At 72.4% G+C, this 15,619-nt stretch carries 13 protein-coding genes; 6 read left to right on the forward strand and 7 right to left on the reverse strand.

The features are described 5' to 3' along the window. Positions 1-79: 79 nt before the first annotated feature. Both F4554_RS21230 and F4554_RS21235 read right to left on the reverse strand, forming a co-directional pair. Positions 80-337: a WhiB family transcriptional regulator gene (locus tag F4554_RS21230; protein WP_179789194.1), complete on the reverse strand. Its 258-nt coding sequence runs from the start codon at positions 335-337 to the stop codon at positions 80-82. A 417-nt stretch (positions 338-754) separates the two neighbouring features. Beyond that, positions 755-2,281: a hypothetical protein gene (locus F4554_RS21235; RefSeq protein ID WP_179789195.1), complete on the reverse strand. Its 1,527-nt coding sequence runs from the start codon at positions 2,279-2,281 to the stop codon at positions 755-757. Positions 2,282-2,505: 224 nt separating this feature from the next. On the opposite strand from F4554_RS21235, the gene cofD reads away from it, so the two are divergent. Together cofD and F4554_RS21245 are read left to right on the forward strand one after the other, a co-directional pair. Next, positions 2,506-3,483, forward strand: a complete 978-nt coding sequence (cofD, locus tag F4554_RS21240) for a 2-phospho-L-lactate transferase (protein WP_179789196.1) — start codon at positions 2,506-2,508, stop codon at positions 3,481-3,483. Then, positions 3,480-4,709, forward strand: a complete 1,230-nt coding sequence (locus F4554_RS21245; RefSeq protein WP_337796142.1) for a coenzyme F420-0:L-glutamate ligase — start codon at positions 3,480-3,482, stop codon at positions 4,707-4,709. The genes cofD and F4554_RS21245 overlap by 4 nt, the downstream gene beginning before the upstream one ends. On the opposite strand, the gene F4554_RS21250 is transcribed toward F4554_RS21245, so the two are convergent. Continuing rightward, entirely contained in the window at positions 4,694-5,620 is a 927-nt protein-coding gene (locus F4554_RS21250) for a DNA-3-methyladenine glycosylase family protein (protein WP_179789197.1), read from the reverse strand. The two genes, F4554_RS21245 and F4554_RS21250, sit on opposite strands and share 16 nt — an antisense overlap. Before the next feature lie 138 nt (positions 5,621-5,758). Here F4554_RS21250 and F4554_RS21255 point away from each other — a divergent pair, with 138 nt between their 5' ends. After that, complete coding sequence (locus tag F4554_RS21255; RefSeq protein WP_179789198.1) at positions 5,759-6,469, forward strand: DUF3105 domain-containing protein; 711 nt, start codon at positions 5,759-5,761, stop codon at positions 6,467-6,469. 31 nt (positions 6,470-6,500) lie between these two features. Here F4554_RS21255 and F4554_RS21260 read toward each other — a convergent pair whose 3' ends face one another. Next, positions 6,501-7,622, reverse strand: coding sequence for a mannose-1-phosphate guanylyltransferase (locus F4554_RS21260; RefSeq protein WP_179789199.1), 1,122 nt, complete (start codon positions 7,620-7,622; stop codon positions 6,501-6,503). Between the two features lie 169 nt (positions 7,623-7,791). Between F4554_RS21260 and F4554_RS21265 the strand changes: the two genes are divergently transcribed. Next, complete coding sequence (locus F4554_RS21265; protein ID WP_179789200.1) at positions 7,792-8,565, forward strand: TIGR03089 family protein; 774 nt, start codon at positions 7,792-7,794, stop codon at positions 8,563-8,565. Between the two features lie 70 nt (positions 8,566-8,635). Here the strand turns inward: F4554_RS21265 and F4554_RS21270 are convergent, their stop codons facing one another. The 3 genes from F4554_RS21270 to F4554_RS21280 all read right to left on the reverse strand — a co-directional run bounded on the left by F4554_RS21270 (position 8,636) and on the right by F4554_RS21280 (position 12,340). Then, the gene (locus F4554_RS21270; protein ID WP_179789201.1) at positions 8,636-10,651 is read right to left on the reverse strand and encodes an acetoacetate--CoA ligase; all 2,016 of its coding nucleotides are present in this window, start codon (positions 10,649-10,651) and stop codon (positions 8,636-8,638) included. Positions 10,652-10,658: 7 nt separating this feature from the next. Next, positions 10,659-11,696, reverse strand: a complete 1,038-nt coding sequence (galE, locus tag F4554_RS21275) for a UDP-glucose 4-epimerase GalE (protein ID WP_179789202.1) — start codon at positions 11,694-11,696, stop codon at positions 10,659-10,661. Between the two features lie 260 nt (positions 11,697-11,956). Beyond that, a complete protein-coding gene (locus F4554_RS21280) occupies positions 11,957-12,340 on the reverse strand; it encodes a hypothetical protein (protein ID WP_179789203.1) in 384 nt (127 codons plus the stop codon). 496 nt (positions 12,341-12,836) lie between these two features. On the opposite strand from F4554_RS21280, the gene F4554_RS21285 reads away from it, so the two are divergent. Both F4554_RS21285 and F4554_RS21290 read left to right on the forward strand, forming a co-directional pair. Continuing rightward, positions 12,837-14,783, forward strand: a complete 1,947-nt coding sequence (locus F4554_RS21285) for a DUF5941 domain-containing protein (RefSeq protein ID WP_179789204.1) — start codon at positions 12,837-12,839, stop codon at positions 14,781-14,783. Next, positions 14,780-15,619, forward strand: coding sequence for a phosphocholine cytidylyltransferase family protein (locus tag F4554_RS21290; RefSeq protein ID WP_179789205.1), 840 nt, complete (start codon positions 14,780-14,782; stop codon positions 15,617-15,619). Before F4554_RS21285 ends, F4554_RS21290 begins: the two co-directional genes overlap by 4 nt.

Genomic DNA, 15,619 nt, shown 5'->3' on the forward strand with positions numbered 1-15,619 from the left:
TCCTCAGGCAGGGTTCCGAAGGCGCGGGACCGCGGGCACGTGGGCCCGCGGTCCCGGCCGGACGGCCTGTGGCTGTCGCTCAGACCGCGCGTTTCTTCATCCGACGGCGCTCCCGCTCGGAGAGGCCGCCCCAGATACCGAAGCGTTCATCGTGCTCCAGTGCGTAGGTCAGGCACGCAGATCTGACCTCGCACACCATGCACACCCGCTTGGCTTCGCGGGTGGATCCACCTTTTTCCGGAAAGAACGCCTCCGGGTCGGTCTGCGCGCACAGCGCGCGTTCCTGCCAGCTGAGTTCTTCCTCGGCGCCGCCGTGCAGCAGGCTGGGCTCTGCCACGGTCCTCGCCTCCTCGACCCACGTCCCCGTGAGAAACAATCCCCGTTGCCGACCAGTTACTCGGGTTACTCGCAGCGCAGACCGGGTCGACGTCGCCGTCCGTCCTCGCACCAAAACTCCGAGCAGTGCTTCCGTGTCACACCGTTCTGGTACTTCCCCGGAACGGCGGGAATGACACAGCTGAAATTACATGCCGGAAATCCCGCTACGTCAACTTGAGGTCTGCTATAAGCGGACATAGCCACCCGGAGCAGGGCGCAAACCTCAACCGGGCAAGGCGTTCGGAGCCGTGGAGGGGAGAAAATCCCAACCACACAAGGGATCCGGATCGCCGACAACGCGATCGGGCCCGGCCAGAAGCTGGGTTCTGGCCGGGCCCGATCGTCTCGCCCGCGGTGGCGCCTCGCGGTTCACGCCTCAGCGTGGCGGCTGCGACCACCAGTTCTGCTGTTCCTCGCGTGCCCGGCCCTGGTCGCCGCGGCCGTGGTCACCGCGGTCCTGGCCCGGCTGCTCCGCGGCGGGCTCCGGCTCACCGTCGGGTCCGTCGAGGTTTCCCAGCCGGACGACCCGGGTGTGGTCGTCGTCCTCGTCGTCCACCTCGGCCGGCCGGGCAGCCTGCTCGGCCGGCCGGCTCTCCGCCGCGTCCGGCTCGGGGTAGGCGCGGCCGAAGAACTGCGTGCTGTCCGGATCGCGCCGGCCAGCGCCGCCCACGGGTCGGTCGTAGTCGGGCCGGCCCTGCTCGTGCTGCTGGTCGCGGGCGTCGTGCTGCTCCCCAGCCGCGTTCGCCCCGGAGTCGCGGCCGGCGTCCGGACCGAACGACGAGTAGGAGTCGTACTGCTGCCCGGCGTCACCCTGGCCGTACTCCTGCCGGCCGTACTCGCCCTGGCCGTACTGCCCCTGCTGCTGGTCGTAACCCTGCTGGTCGTACTGGTGGTCCTGCTGACCGTAGGGGTTCCGCTGGTCGTACTGGCCCTGGTCGTACTGACCGTACTGCCCCTGGTCGGGCTGGGCGTACTGAGCGGGCTGACCGTACTGCCCCTGGTCGTGCCGGCCGTACTGCTGCTGGTCGTACTGCTGCTGGTCGTAACCCTGCTGGCCGTAATCGCCGTACTGACCCTGCTGGTCGTAACCCTGCTGACCCTGCTGACCCTGCTGGCCGTACTGGTCGTAACCCTGCTGGCCGTACTGGCCCTGGTCATATCCCTGCTGGGCGTACTGGCCCTGGTCGTAACCCTGCTGGGCGTACTGGCCCTGGTCATAACCCTGCTGGCCGTACTGGCCCTGGTCGTAACCCTGCTGGGGGTACTGGCCGTACTGGTCGTAACCCTGCTGGGCGTACTGACCCTGCTGCTGCTCGTCACGCTGGTCGTAACCGCCGTGCTGCCCGCCGCCGAACCGGCCGAGGAGGGCACCGGACTTGACCTGCGCGCGCTTGTCCTTCCGGCTCTCCCGCTTGCCGCCGCCCAGGCCGCCGGTCAGGCTGCTCACCGGCTGCGGCAGCGCCTTCAGCGTGGTGAAGACGAAGAAAAGGGCGCCGCCGGCGATCGCGAGGTAGGCGAGCTGCTGCACCGCGGTGGCCAGCTTGCCGTCGATGCCGAAGGCACCCACGCCGTTGGGCAGGCGAACGTCGGCGGCCATGCCGCCGAGCCAGGTCACCAGCCCGAGCAGGGTCAGGATCGTCAGCACCGCCAGCGCGACCAGGGTGATGACGCGCGCCTTCGGCGTGGGCTCGCCGAGGTGGGTCACGAGGACCACCGCGAGCACGAGGAGGGCCACGAGCACCGGCTGTACGAACCGGCCCTGGTAGGCGAAGGCAGTCAGCGCGAAGCCGGAGCCGCTGTCGATGCCGAGTCGCGACACCGCCACCAGTCCGACCAGGATGCCGGCGCCCAGCAGCACCCACGCGAACAGCTCACGCTGCGGCTTGGTCGTCTCGGTAACCACGTGGTACCCCCAAATCTGGGTGTGAAGTCGGGCTGCAGCCTCCCACACGATGGCCCGCCGTGGGGACCCACGTGGTGGGCCCATGGTCGATCCGTTGGGCGGCTGGTCGCAGCGTGCCCCCCGGCGACCGGCACCACTATGGCGCAATTCGGCAGATCCGTCCCCACCGGCCTGTGGACAGACGCGGCGACGACCCGGCCAGACGCAGGGGGCACACTGGTGGCGTGCGGATCACGGTTCTCGCCGGCGGGATCGGCGCCGCGCGCTTCCTGCGCGGCCTGCTCGCCCACTCCCCCGACGCCGAAGTCACGGTCATCGGCAACACCGGTGACGACCTCACCCTCTACGGCCTGCGCGTCTCGCCCGACCTGGACACGGTCATGTACACCCTGGGCGGCGGCAACGACGACGCCCGGGGCTGGGGCCGCGCGGACGAGTCCTGGAACGCCCTGGAGGAGATTCGGGCGTACGACTCGGTGCCGTCGTGGTTCGGGCTCGGTGACCGCGACATCGGGACCCACCTTGTCCGTACGGCGATGCTGGCCGAGGGCCGGACCCTCTCCGAGGCGACCGCCGCGCTCACCGCCCGCTGGCGGCTGCCGGTACGCCTGATCCCGATGACCGACGACCGGGTGGAGACCCATGTCGTCGTGGAGGACCCGGACTCCCCCGACGGCCGGCGCCGGCTGCACTTCCAGGAGTACTGGGTACGTCACCACGCGTCGCTGCCCGTGGTCACCGTCGACGTCGAGGGGGTCCGCGACGCCACCCCCGCCCCCGGCGTACTCGAGGCGATCGCCGGCGCCGACCTGCTCCTGCTGCCCCCGTCCAACCCGGTGGTGAGCGTCGGGCCGATCCTCGCGGTGCCCGGTGTCCGCGAGGCCGTCCGCTCCGCCTCCGCGCCGGTGGTCGGGCTGTCCCCGATCGTGGGCGGCGCGCCGGTACGCGGGATGGCGGACAAGCTTCTCCCGTCCATCGGGGTCGACACCTCCGCGGCCGGCGTCGCGCTGCACTTCGGCGCCCGCGCCGGCGGCGGGCTGCTGGACGGCTGGCTGGTCGACGAACGCGACGCCGGGTCGGTGGACCGGATCCGGGAGGCGGGCATCGCCGCGCGCGCCGTGCCGTTGATGATGACCGACGTCGCGGCCACCGCAGCGATGGCCGACGTCGCCCTGCGACTCGCCGAGGAGGTTCGCCGGTGAGCGACGACCCGCGTACCGGCTCGATCCTCGTCTCCCCCGTCCTCGGGATGCCCGAGGTCGGGGAAGGTGACGATCTCGCCGCCCTGGTGGCCGAGCACGTCACCGACGTCCGCGACGGCGACCTGCTGGTGGTGTCCAGCAAGATCGTCAGCAAGTCCGAGGGGCGCGTGGTCGCCGGCGACGACCGGTTCGCCGCGATCCGCTCCGAGACCGTGCGGGTGGTCGCCGAACGCGGGCCCACCCAGATCGTCCAGACCCGACACGGGTTCGTGATGGCCGCCGCCGGCGTGGACGCGTCCAACGTCGAGCCCGGCCGGCTGCTGCTGCTCCCGGTGGACTCCGACGACTCGGCGCGCCGGCTGCGGCGCGGGCTGACCGAGCGCCTCGGCGTACGCATCGGCGTCGTGATCACGGACACCTTCGGCCGGCCGTGGCGGCTCGGCCAGACCGACCTCGCCATCGGTGCTGCCGGCGTACGCGTGGTCGACGAGCACCGCGGCCGGGTCGACGCGTACGGCAACGAACTCGTCGTCACCGCCCCCGCGCACGCGGACGAGATCGCCGGCGCGGCCGAACTCGTCAAGGGAAAGAGCGCGCAGGTCCCGGTGGCGGTCGTGCGCGGACTCGCCGCTCTCGTCACCGACGAGGACGGGCCGGGCGTGCGCGCGCTGGTCCGGTCCGCCGAGGACGACATGTTCCGGCTCGGTGCACGGGAGGCCAGGCGGGAGGCACTCCGGCTACCGGTCGAGACCGGTCCGCTCGCCGACGTGGCGGTGGACGCCGACCAGGTGGGCCGGGCACTGGCCGGGCTCTCCGGGCCGGCCGGTACGACGAGCGGGCCGAGCCAGCCGTCCCAACCGACCGAGCCGGGAACCCACGGGCGCTGGGGTGCGGTCGAGGTGACCGAGGCACGAGTTCTCAAGCCGATCCTGGACGCGCTCGGCCTGCCCTCCTCCGTGCCTGTCCTCGTCGTCGTCCACGTCCGCGCCGACGGCGAGGCGGGGCGCACCGACGCGCTGCTCGGGGCCGGTGGACTGCGCGAACGGCTGGTGCGTTCCTGCGTGGTCGAGGGGCTCGCCTGCCAGTGGGTGCCCGCCGAGGTCGCCGCGGACGTGGTACGTCAGGCGCTCCCGCCGGACGCCGAACCCGTCGGGGCGCTGGCGATCGGCGCCGCCCAGAACACAGCCCAGACCACCGCCCAGAGAACTGCTCAGAACGCCCGGTAGTCGCGCGGGGAGAACCGCGGGCCGCGCCGCGGCGCGGTGATCCCGGCGAGTTCGATCAGCCGGGTGACGCGGTACCGGTGACCTCGCCAGCGTTCCAGCACCGCCAGCATGGTCTCGTCGTCGTAGCGTTGGCCGGCCAGCGCCCAGCCGACCGACTTGGCGACGTGGAAGTCGCCCACCGACACCGCGTCGGCGTTCCCGTGCGCCCGCTGCATCACCTCGGCCGCGGTCCACACCCCGACGCCGGGAACGCTGCGCAGCCGGCGTTCGACCTCGGCGAAGTCCAGCCCGACCGTCCGCTCCAGCGCGGTGGCCAGCCGGGCACAGCGGACGAGGGTCTGTGCCCGCTGAGGGCCGACCCCCGCGCGGTGCCACTCCCACGACGGCAGGCCGGCGAGCGTGCGGGCGTCCGGCTGCACCCACAGCGGGAACGGTGCCGGGCCGGGCGCGCGCTCACCGAACCGCCACACGAGTTCACGCCACGACCGCCACGCCTCGGTGGAGGTGACCTTCTGCTCCAGGATCGCGGGTGTCAGGGACTCCATCACCAGGTCGGTACGGCACACCCGCCACCCGGCGAACCGGCGGTGCAGGCGTTCCAGCAGCGCGAGGCCGGGTTCGAACCCGGCCGGGTCGTCCTCCGCGCCCACCAGCCCGGGCAGGTGGTCGAGGACCCAGTCCGCGCCGGGACCCCACGCACGTCCCTCGATCGCGCCGTCGGCGGGCCGGGCCCAGATAGCGACGGTGGCCACGCCGTCGGGGGTTCGGGTGCCGCGCCAGATCGCGCCGTCCGGGCCGGTGCGGTGCACGGGGTCGCCGCCACCGCGCCGCAGGCCGCGCAAGGTCAAGACCGGGTCGACCGGAGTCTCGGTCACCACTGTGCGGGTGCGTTCGACGGTCGGCGCGGACATGGGTCCAGTCTGCTGGACCCCCGGCCTCGACGGCGTACCGGCCGCACCGGAACGTCCGGTCCGTTTCTCGACGATCTTTCGTACACTCCCAGGACGATTGGAGCGCCACGCGACCAGGCGCACGAGTGAGGGACGGCCGTGGCGAAGAAGAAGCAGGACACGACGAGACGGCGGCAGATCGAGCAGGCGCGTCAGGAACACGAGCGCGCCGAGCGCCGCAGGAGGCTCACCCTCGTCGCGGTCTGCGTGCTGGTCGGCCTGGTCGTCGCCGGGGCCGCGGCCTGGATACCCGTCGGCAACTGGATGCACCGCCGGGACGCCGAGCGGTTTCCAGCGCTCGGGGTCCCCGCCGCGCAGGCCGGGCTGAGTGCCGTCGAGAACGACAGCGCCGCCGGCATCAACGACCACCGGCCGACCGGCGAGGTGATCGCCTACCGCACGATTCCTCCGTCCGCCGGACCGCACTGGGCGCAGCCGGCGAGCTTCTCGCGGAAGTTCTACGACACGAAGGACCGCCCCGACATCGAGACGCTCGTGCACAACCTCGAACACGGCTACACGGTCGTGTGGTACGACGACACGATCACGCACGACTCCGCGCAGCTGGCCGCCCTGCGCACCATCGCCAAGGGGTACGAGTCCAACGAGTTCGACAACGCCAAGAAGCTCATCGTCGCCCCGTGGAAGAAGGGCGAGGGCGCGTTTCCCGCCGGCAAGCACGTCGCCCTCACCCACTGGTCGACGGCCGCGGGACGACGTCAGTACGCGGCGAAGGTGAGTGGGCAGGCGATCGCGCGGTTCATGAAGAAGTTCCCCGCTACCGACTCTCCCGAGCCCCAGGGTCCCTGAGCAGCTGAGCCGCCGTCAGGCCTGTCGGCGGTCAGGCGTACCGGTCGCCGTGGGTCTGGCGGACCCGGGCCACGAGGTCCTTCACCCGCTCGGCGTCGTTCTTCGGGCACACCATCGTGACGTCCGGGGTGTGCACGACGATCGTGTCGCGCAGCCCGACCGTCGCCACCAGGTGCTCGGGGTCGTCGCTGACCACGATGTTGCCCTCGGAGTCGACCAGCACCGTGACGGCGTTGCTGGCGTTGTGCGCCGGGTCGTTGGCGAGGGTGCGCGCCAGGGCCGGCCAGGCGCCGACGTCGATCCAGTCGACCGCCATCGGGACCACCACGACGCGGGCGTCGTCCTCGCCCCGCGCCGCCGGCTCCATCACGGCGTAGTCGATGCTGATCTTGGGCAGCTCGGCGTAGGCCTTCTCCGCCACGGTCGTCCGCTCGGCGGTGTCCCACGCCTTGGCGATCCGGGTCACGCCGTCGTAGGCGCCCGGAAGGTGCCGGTGGAGCTGGGTGAGCAGGGTGTCGGCCCGCCACACGAACATGCCGGAGTTCCACAGGTGACGCCCGCCGGCGACATAGGCCTGCGCGGTCGCCGCGTCCGGTTTCTCGGTGAACGCCGAGACGCCGAACACCGCGGGCCCGCCGCCCGGACCGGCTCTGTTGGGCGCGTCCGGCAGCGGCTCCGCGCGTTCGATGTAACCGAGGCCGGTGTGTGCCGACGTGGGCGGGACGCCGAACGTCGCCAGCATCTGAGGGTGCGCCTCGACGGTGTCGAACGCGGTGCCCAGCGCCTCGCGGAACGACTCCACGGGTTCGATCACGTGGTCGGCCGTGACGAAGGCGGCCACCGCCTCCGGGTCACGCTCGACGATCACCGCGCATGCCAGGCCGATCGCGTTGGCGGTGTCGCGGGCGACCGGCTCACCGAGGAAGTTCTCCTCCGGAAGCTCCGGCAGGTGCTCCATGATCACCTGCTGGTGCGTGGTGCCGGCGCAGACGAAGATCCGCTCGTCGGGGACGAATCCCTCCAGCCGCTCGTAGGCGAGCCGGAGCAGGCTCTTGCCGCCCCGGACGCTCAGCAGTTGCTTCGGGAAGCTTGCGCGCGAGAGCGGCCACAACCTTGTGCCCGCGCCCCCCGCGTTGATGACCGCGTACCGCATGACCGCGAGCCTACGGGACACACATGCCCACCGTGGCGGATCACGCCGCCCGGCGTGGCGGATTGGTCGCGAAGCGTGGCGGCGCATGATCCGTGGACTCCGCGATCGTCCGGCCCGGGCCGCCCAGTGGATCAGGCAGGACCCGCGCGGCATGCCCTAGGCTCGGCGGGTGGCGACCCCGAACACTCCCGCACGCGTGCTGGCCGCGGCCCTGGCGGCCGACCCGGCGACGCCGTTCCTCACCTTCTACGACGACGCCACCGGCGAACGCGTCGAGCTGTCGCTCGCGACGCTGGACAACTGGGTCGCCAAGACCGCGAACCTCCTTCAGGACGGCCTGGGCACCGATCCGGGCGCCCGGGTGGCGATCATGCTGCCACCGCACTGGCAGAGCGCGGTGTGGATGCTCGCCGCGTGGTCGGCCGGGCTCACCGTCACGGTGGACGAGGGAGCCGCCGATGAAGCCGACGTCGTGGTCACCGGCCCGGACCGGCTGGCCGAGGTGGCCGGCGGATCCGCCGCCGGTGCCCGCGACACGGTGGCGCTCGCGCTGCGCCCGCTGGGCGGGCCGTTCACCGAGCCACTGCCCGCAGGGGTGCTGGACTACGGCGCGGAGGTGCCGGGGTACGCCGACCAGTTCACGGCGTACGTCCCGGTCGATCCGCACGCACCCGCCCTGGTCACGCCCGACGCCACCCTCACCGGCGAGGAACTCGTCGCGGCCGCCGGCCGGCGCGCGGAGGAGATCGGCCTGGAGCCGGGCGGGCGACTGCTCACCGACGCCAACCCCGCCGATCCGTACGGCTGCCTGGACGCGCTGCTGGCCCCGCTGACCCAGCGGGGCTCGGTGATCCTGGTCCGCAACCCCGACCTCGCGCAGGTCGACCGGCGCTGCGAGGTGGAGAAGGTCACCGTCACCCGGCTCCGCGCGGCCGGTCGGTGACGAGCCCACGTCGGTGACCGCGCTCGCGTAAGTGACCAGCTCGCGTAAGTGACCGGCCGGCTTCGGTGACCTACTCGGGGGCTCGGTGGCGGTTCCGGGCGTACGCCTCGAACGCCGCGAGCGCACCCGGGTCGGACAACGCACCCGTGCTGGCGGCCTCCTCCACCGGCCGGCCCTCCAGGATCCGCTTGACCGGCACCTCCAGCTTCTTGCCGGACAGCGTCCGCGGGATCGCGCGCACCGCGACGATCTCGTCCGGCACGTGCCGGGGCGACAGCTGGCGGCGCAGGTCGGCGGCCAACCGGCGGCGCAGGTCCTCGTCCAGCTCGGTCCCCTCGGCGAGGACGACGAACAGCAGGAGTTCCTCGCCCGCGTCCGCGCCGGTGCCGCCGGGCCGGACGTTCTCCAGGTGGACGACCAGGCTGTCGGCGATCTCGGGGAACCCGTCGACCACGGAGTAGAACTCCGCGGTGCCCATGCGTACCCCACCGCGCTTCAGCGTCGCGTCGGAGCGGCCGGTGATCACGCAGGTGCCGCGCGGCGTGATCTCCACCCAGTCGCCGTGCCGCCACACGCCGGGGAAGTCGGCGAAGTACGCGGCGCGGTAGCGGGAGCCGTCCCGGTCACCCCAGAAGCCCACCGGCATGGACGGCATCGGCTGCTCCAGCACCAGCTCGCCGAGCCGGCCGACGACCGGGTGGCCGGCCGGGTCGTAGGCCGCGACGGCCGCGCCCAGGCACGCGCAGGACAGCTCTCCCGCGTAGACCGGAAGCAGCGGCGAGCCGCCCACGAACCCCGTGCACAGGTCTGTACCACCGGAGAACGACTGCAGCAGCAGGTCGGGGTTGACGTTCTCGTACACCCACCCGAAACCCTCGGGCGGCAGCGGCGCACCCGTCGACCCCAGGCCGCGGATCCGGGACAGGTCGGCCACCTCGGCCGGCCGCAGCCCCGCCCGGCGGCAGCTCATCAGGAACGGCGCGCTCGTCCCGAAGAACGTCACGCCGCACTCGTCGGCCAGCCGCCACAGGTGGCCGAGGTCGGGCTGGGCGGGGTTGCCGTCGACCAGGACGACGGTGGCGCCGACGAGCAGGCCGGACACCAGGACGTTCCACATCATCCAGCCGGTGGTGGAGAACCAGAAGAACCGGTCGCCCGGTCCGAGGTCGAAGTGCAGGGCGAGGGTCTTCAGGTGTTCGAGCAGGATGCCGCCGTGCCCGTGCACGATCGGCTTGGGCAGCCCGGTGGTGCCCGAGGAGTACAGCAGGTAGAGCGGATGGTCGAACGCCACCGGCTCGAACTCCGGCTCACCCGGATCGGGTCCGGCCAGCAGGTCCGCCCAGGCGGACGCCTCGGGTACCCGCCGCGCGGCGTCCTCGGAAAGGTAGGGCACCACGACCACGTGCTCCAGCGAGGGCAGCGCCGCGCGGATGGCGGCCAGCTCGTCGGTCCGGTCGATGTCCTTGGCGCCGTAGCGGTAGCCGTCCACCGCCACCAGCACCTTCGGCTCGATCTGGCTCCACCGGTCGACCACGCTGCGGGTGCCGAACTCCGGAGCGCAGGAGGAGAACACCGCGCCCAGGCTCGCGGTGGCCAGCAGCAGGACGAGGGTCTCCGGGATGTTCGGGAGGTACGCCGCCACCCGGTCGCCGGGTCCGACGCCGAGCCGTACGAGCCCGGCCCTCGACCGGGCCACCTCCGCCCGCAGCTGCGCCGCGGTGAGCTCGACCGGCTCCCGGGTCTGCGACCGCGCCACCACCACCGGCCCCTCGGCGGGGAGGTTCGCCAGCATCTGCTCGGCGTAGTTGATCCGGGCACCGGGGAACCACCGCGCACCGGGCATGGCGTCGTCGGTGAGGACGGTGTCGCCGCGCCGACCGCGCACCTGGAAGTAGTCCCAGACGCTGGCCCAGAACGCCGGCAGGTCGTCCACCGTCCACCGCCACAGGGACGCGTAGTCGGCGAACCGCAGCGAGCGTTCGCGTTCGAGCCACCGCAGGTAGTCGCCGATCCTGGTCCGGTCGAGGACGTCGGCCGGCGGCCTCCACAGGACCCGCCCCTGCTCGCTCCTTCCGGCCTCACTCATCCCGGCCTCACTCATCCCGGGTCCCCGGTGACGCACCCCCGGCCGGCGCGGTCCCGTCGTCGCGGCGGGCCTCCGGATGGTGGAAGAGCCACCCCTCCCAGGCCGCCGTGACCGTGGACCGCATGTCGTGTTCGGCCGACCAGCCGAGCACCTCGCGGATCCGGTCGGCACCGGCGATCGACACCGCCGGGTCGCCGGGCCGGCGGGCGAGCACCTCGGGCTTGAGGTCGGTGTAGCCGGACACGTCGAGGATGGTCTCCACGATCTCGCGGGTGGACGACCCCTGCCCGGTGCCGACGTTGAGGACCTCGCGCGCCTCGCGGCCGGCGGTGAGGTGCCGGGCCGCGGCGACGTGCGCCGAGGCGATGTCGCCGACGTGGATGTAGTCGCGGATGGTGGTGCCGTCCGGAGTCTGGTAGTCGTCGCCGAAGATCTTCGGCGGCAGGCCTGCGGTCAGGCGTTCGAACACCATCGGGATGAGGTTGAACGCGCCGGTGTCCGCGAGTTCGGGGGCGGCGGCGCCGGCGGCGTTGAAGTAGCGCAGGCTGACGTGCCGCAGTCCGGTGCTCCGGGCCACGTCGGCGATCAGCCACTCCCCCACGAGCTTGGTCTCGCCGTACGGAGAAACCGGCCGGCAGGTCGCGTCCTCGGTCAGGACGTCGGTGTCCTGGTCGCCGTAGGTCGAGGCGCTGGAGGAGAAGACCAGGGCATCCACGCCGACGTCGGTCATCGCCCGCAGCAGCGACTCGAGCCCGCCGACGTTCTCGCGGTAGTAGAGCAGCGGGTTGTCGACGGACTCACCCGGTTGCTTCTTGGCGGCGACGTGCACGACGCCGCTGATCTCGTACTCCCGCAACAACTTGGCGACCAGGCTGGTCGCCTGCACCGAACCCCGGACGAGCGGAACGTCGTCGAGGTCGGCGATCCGGGCGGGCACCCCGGTGGACAGATCGTCGAGCACCACGATCTGTTCTCCCGCGGCGTGAAGTGCGTGGACGACGTGCGCGCCGATGAAGCCGGCGCCTCCGGTGACGAGCCAGGTCATGGCTGCACCCTAGTGGGCGCGCCACGGCGCAGTGCACGATCCGGAACCGCCCGGAGCCACCCCTTCGCCCCCCACAGGCGACCCGGACGATCCCGTCGTCCTCGGGTGATGCGGCTTTCGTGAAACGGTTCAGGGTCAGGTCAGGTGAGTTCAGGTGATGCGGCCTGTCGTGCAGGCTTGCTTGGTGCGGCCTCGTTGGCGTGGTCCTGCTTGGTGCGGCCTCGTTGGCGCGGTCCGGACGAGCCCTGGTTCGCAGGGGGTCAGGCGGGGTGGTCCCAGACGATGCGGCGGCCGGCCCCGACGCCGCTCACCCGAGGCGGCCCGGGCGCACGGTGTCTGCCGCCGCGTTCGCGCTGGTGACGCCACAGGCGTCCGAACGGCGACAACCAGGAACTGGCCCAGGCGGCCTCGGCACAGGTCCACTCCTGGGCGCAGTAGAGGCAACGCGGTCCGTCCACCCGGCGGGAACCCACCAGGCGGAGCTTCGTCCATGTCTGGTCGGGTTGGTGCAGCAACAGCAGGTACCTGGCCTGGGCGTCGAGGAGTTCCTTCGACCATTCCACCCATCCGTAGCCGGGTACGAAAACCGGTGCCTCGCTCCGTTGCGCGGACACCGCCGTCGACGCCACGAATGACGTCGCCATCGACATCGACCTCCCTCTTCTGCTCCTTCGCAGCGGGTCTGCGTGGACCCGCTGCGTGTCGATGGATCGTGGAGGCGGCCCGCCCGGCCCGGGCAACCACCTGCCATCTCGGTTCGTGCTGGAGATCGTACGGACTGTCACGTCTCGGTGACAGCAACTCTGCAGATTTTCTGTGCAAATTTTCCCTCTCATGATCGCTTTCCAATGAACGGCGGACCGGCGGTCGAGAGGGCGCACCGACCTGCGGGAACGATCTGCGCGCCCCACCCGTACGCACGGCAACAACCGGTGACCGGCAGCGTGGCGGTGCCGCGGGAGCGGGTGGTGGGTGGTGCGCGATCCCGCCGGGACGGCTACCGTCAGGGCGCCGCGCCCCACGGCGGGAGCGGCGGGCCGGAGCCGGGCGCACCTGCCGACCAGTGGGCCGCCAGTGCTCCAGCCCCGCGCGCCCGCGTGCACCCACGGGCACGCTGCCGGCCGACGCACACGCTCTAGGATGAGCCGACTCCACCAGACAGGGGTGATCCCGCTGCCGACCGCGTTCCTCGTCGGACCCGTCGTCTCCGCCGGACCGGGGCCCCTACCCGTCGCCCGCCAGCTGCGTGCGCTGGGTTACGACGTGGTCGAGGTGGACGCGCTCGCGCATCTGCCGGCAGCGGTCGCCTCGGCGCCACCCGGACGGGTCGCCCTCGTCGACGGCCGGTTCGTGGGCCACCTGCACGCACTGCGACGAGCCGTGTGCGACTCGCGGCCGGAAGCGATCGCCGGGCCCGGAACCCTCGCCGTGGCACCCTCGGCCCGGCCCCACCTGCTCGACGCCCTGACCGCCGTCACCGCGGCGACCGCCCCCACGGCGACGGCGGCACCGCGTACCGACTCCCCGTCCGTGAAGTCCCCGAGGCTCTCGAAGTCCTCGCCCCCGGACGAGTCGGCCGTGGACATCGAGTCGGCCGTGGACATCGGCCGGGTCGCCGACGCGCTCTCCGAAAGCGTCACCGTGGCCAGGACCGACCCGGCCCCGCTGGTGGCCGGCATCGCCGAGTCCCCGCAGGAGCGGGCGGCGCTGGAGGCCCGGGCCCGCGCTGTCGACGAGGAGGCGTACCGGCTGAAGAGCGCGGTCAAGGCCGAGGACACCGCGTTCACCACGTTCTTCGTCCGCAGCTACTCCGGGTACGCCGCCCGGTGGTTCGCCCGGCTCGGGCTCGGGCCCAACCACGTCACGATCCTGTCGCTGATCGTCGCCCTCGGCGCCGCGGCGACGGTCGCCACCGGCACCCGGTCCGGCTACGTGCTGGGCGCACTGCTGTTCCACGCGGCGTTCTCGCTGGACTGCATCGACGGCGATCTTGCCCGCTACACCGTCTCGTTCAGCAAGCTCGGCGCCCGGATGGACCTCACTTTCGACCGGGTGAAGGAGTACGCCCTGTTCGCCGGGCTGGCGTTCGGGGCCACCCGCGACGGCGACCCACACATCTGGTGGCTGGCCGCGGCCGCGATGGCGTTCCAGACCGTCCGGCACCAGATGCACGCGGCGTACGAGGAGGTCAGCGCGGGACCCGCCGAGGACGCGCCGGCGCTGGCCGACCAGGTGCAGGCGCGCATCGGCGGAAGCCGGTGGAAGGTCTGGCTGCGCCGCGCGATCGTCCTTCCCCAGGGCGAGCGGTCGGCGCTGATCTGCCTGCTGGTCGCGTTCACCAACCCGCGGGTGGTGTTCGTGGTGCTGCTCGCGGTGGGCGTGATCGCCGCGGCGTACGCCTTCCTCGGCCGGATCCTGCGCAGCCTGCGGCGGGTCCGCCGGCCCTGGTCGAAGTCGGCCGGGCTGTCCCTGGGCGCGCTGGTCGACGTCGGGCCGGTCGGCTGGATCGTGCACTCCTCCCTGCCCGGTCGCTCACTGCCAGCACCCCTGACCGCGCTCGTCGCCCTGTTGGCGCTGGTGTTCTCCCTGGCGGTGATCCCGGCGGTCGGCGTGGGCTGGGTGCTGCTCGGCGTACTGTGGTACGTCCTGATCGTGGGGTTCGCCAGCCGGCAGCCGCTCAACGGCTGGGCCGACTGGGTGCTTCCGCCGACGTTCCGCGCCGCGGAGTACTCCCTGGCCATCGTCCTCACCGCCGCGCTCGCCCCGGCCGCGCTGCCGGCGGCGTTCGGCTACGTCGCGGCGTGCGCCTTCCACCACTACGACACCATCTACCGCCTGAGCGAGGACGGCACGCATCCCCGCCGCTGGCTCACCATCGCCACCGGCGGGCACGACGGCCGGATGCTGGTCCTCGCGCTGCTCGCCCTGGGCGGGGCGACGGTGTTCAGTGTGGGGCTGACCGTCCTCGCGATCGCGCTCGCGGTGGTGTTCGTCGCCGAGAGCGTCACCGCCACGGCGGCGCGGATCCGAGACCGTGACGCGACCGGGGTCCCGGCCGCCCGAGCCACCGCTGGAGCCACCCGATGATCGGCCTGGTCCTCGCCGCCGGCACCGGCCGGCGACTGCGTCCGTACACCGACACCCTTCCCAAGGCCCTGGTGCCGCTGGCGGGTGAGCACCGGCCGGAGGCCGGCTACCCGCTCACTCCGCTGGACACGATCCTCGCCAACTTCGCCCGCGTCGGGGTGACCGACGTGGCGGTGGTGGTCGGCTACGCCGCGCAGGCCGTCCACGAGCGCCGGGAGCATCTCGAACGCACCCACGGCGTGACGCTGGACCTCATCCACAACGACCGGGCCACCACCTGGAACAACTGCTACTCCCTGTGGTGCGCGCGCCACCTCTTCCCGCAGGGCTGCCTGCTCGCCAACGGGGACACGGTGCACCCGGTCCAGGTCGAACACGCCCTGCTCGCGGCGGCGAGCTCGGTCGGGAGCGGAGCTACCGGTGGCGCCCCCGACCTGCTGCTCGCCCTGGACACGGTGAAGCCGCTGGCCGAGGAGGAGATGAAGGTGATCTGGTCGCCCGACCGCGGCGTCACCCGGATCACCAAGGAACTCGACCCGGCATCGGCGACCGGCGAGTACATCGGGGTGAGCCTGATCGGGCCGGGCGCGGCCGAGCCGCTCACCGCCGCGCTCGAGGAGACGTGGCGCAAGGACCCGACCCTCTACTACGAGGACGGCTACCAGGCGGCCGTCGACGCGGGCTTCCGGGTCGACGTCGCCCCGATCGGCGACCTGCCGTGGGTCGAGATCGACGACCACGCCGACCTGGCCCGGTCGGCGGGGGTGCTCGCGGCCATCGCCGAAACCACCGTCGACACCATCGACACCACGGCCGAGCCCGGGCTGGAGCGGTAG

Origin of the sequence: Actinopolymorpha rutila (assembly GCF_013407855.1) — a bacterium.
GTDB classification, from domain to species: domain Bacteria; phylum Actinomycetota; class Actinomycetes; order Propionibacteriales; family Actinopolymorphaceae; genus Actinopolymorpha; species Actinopolymorpha rutila.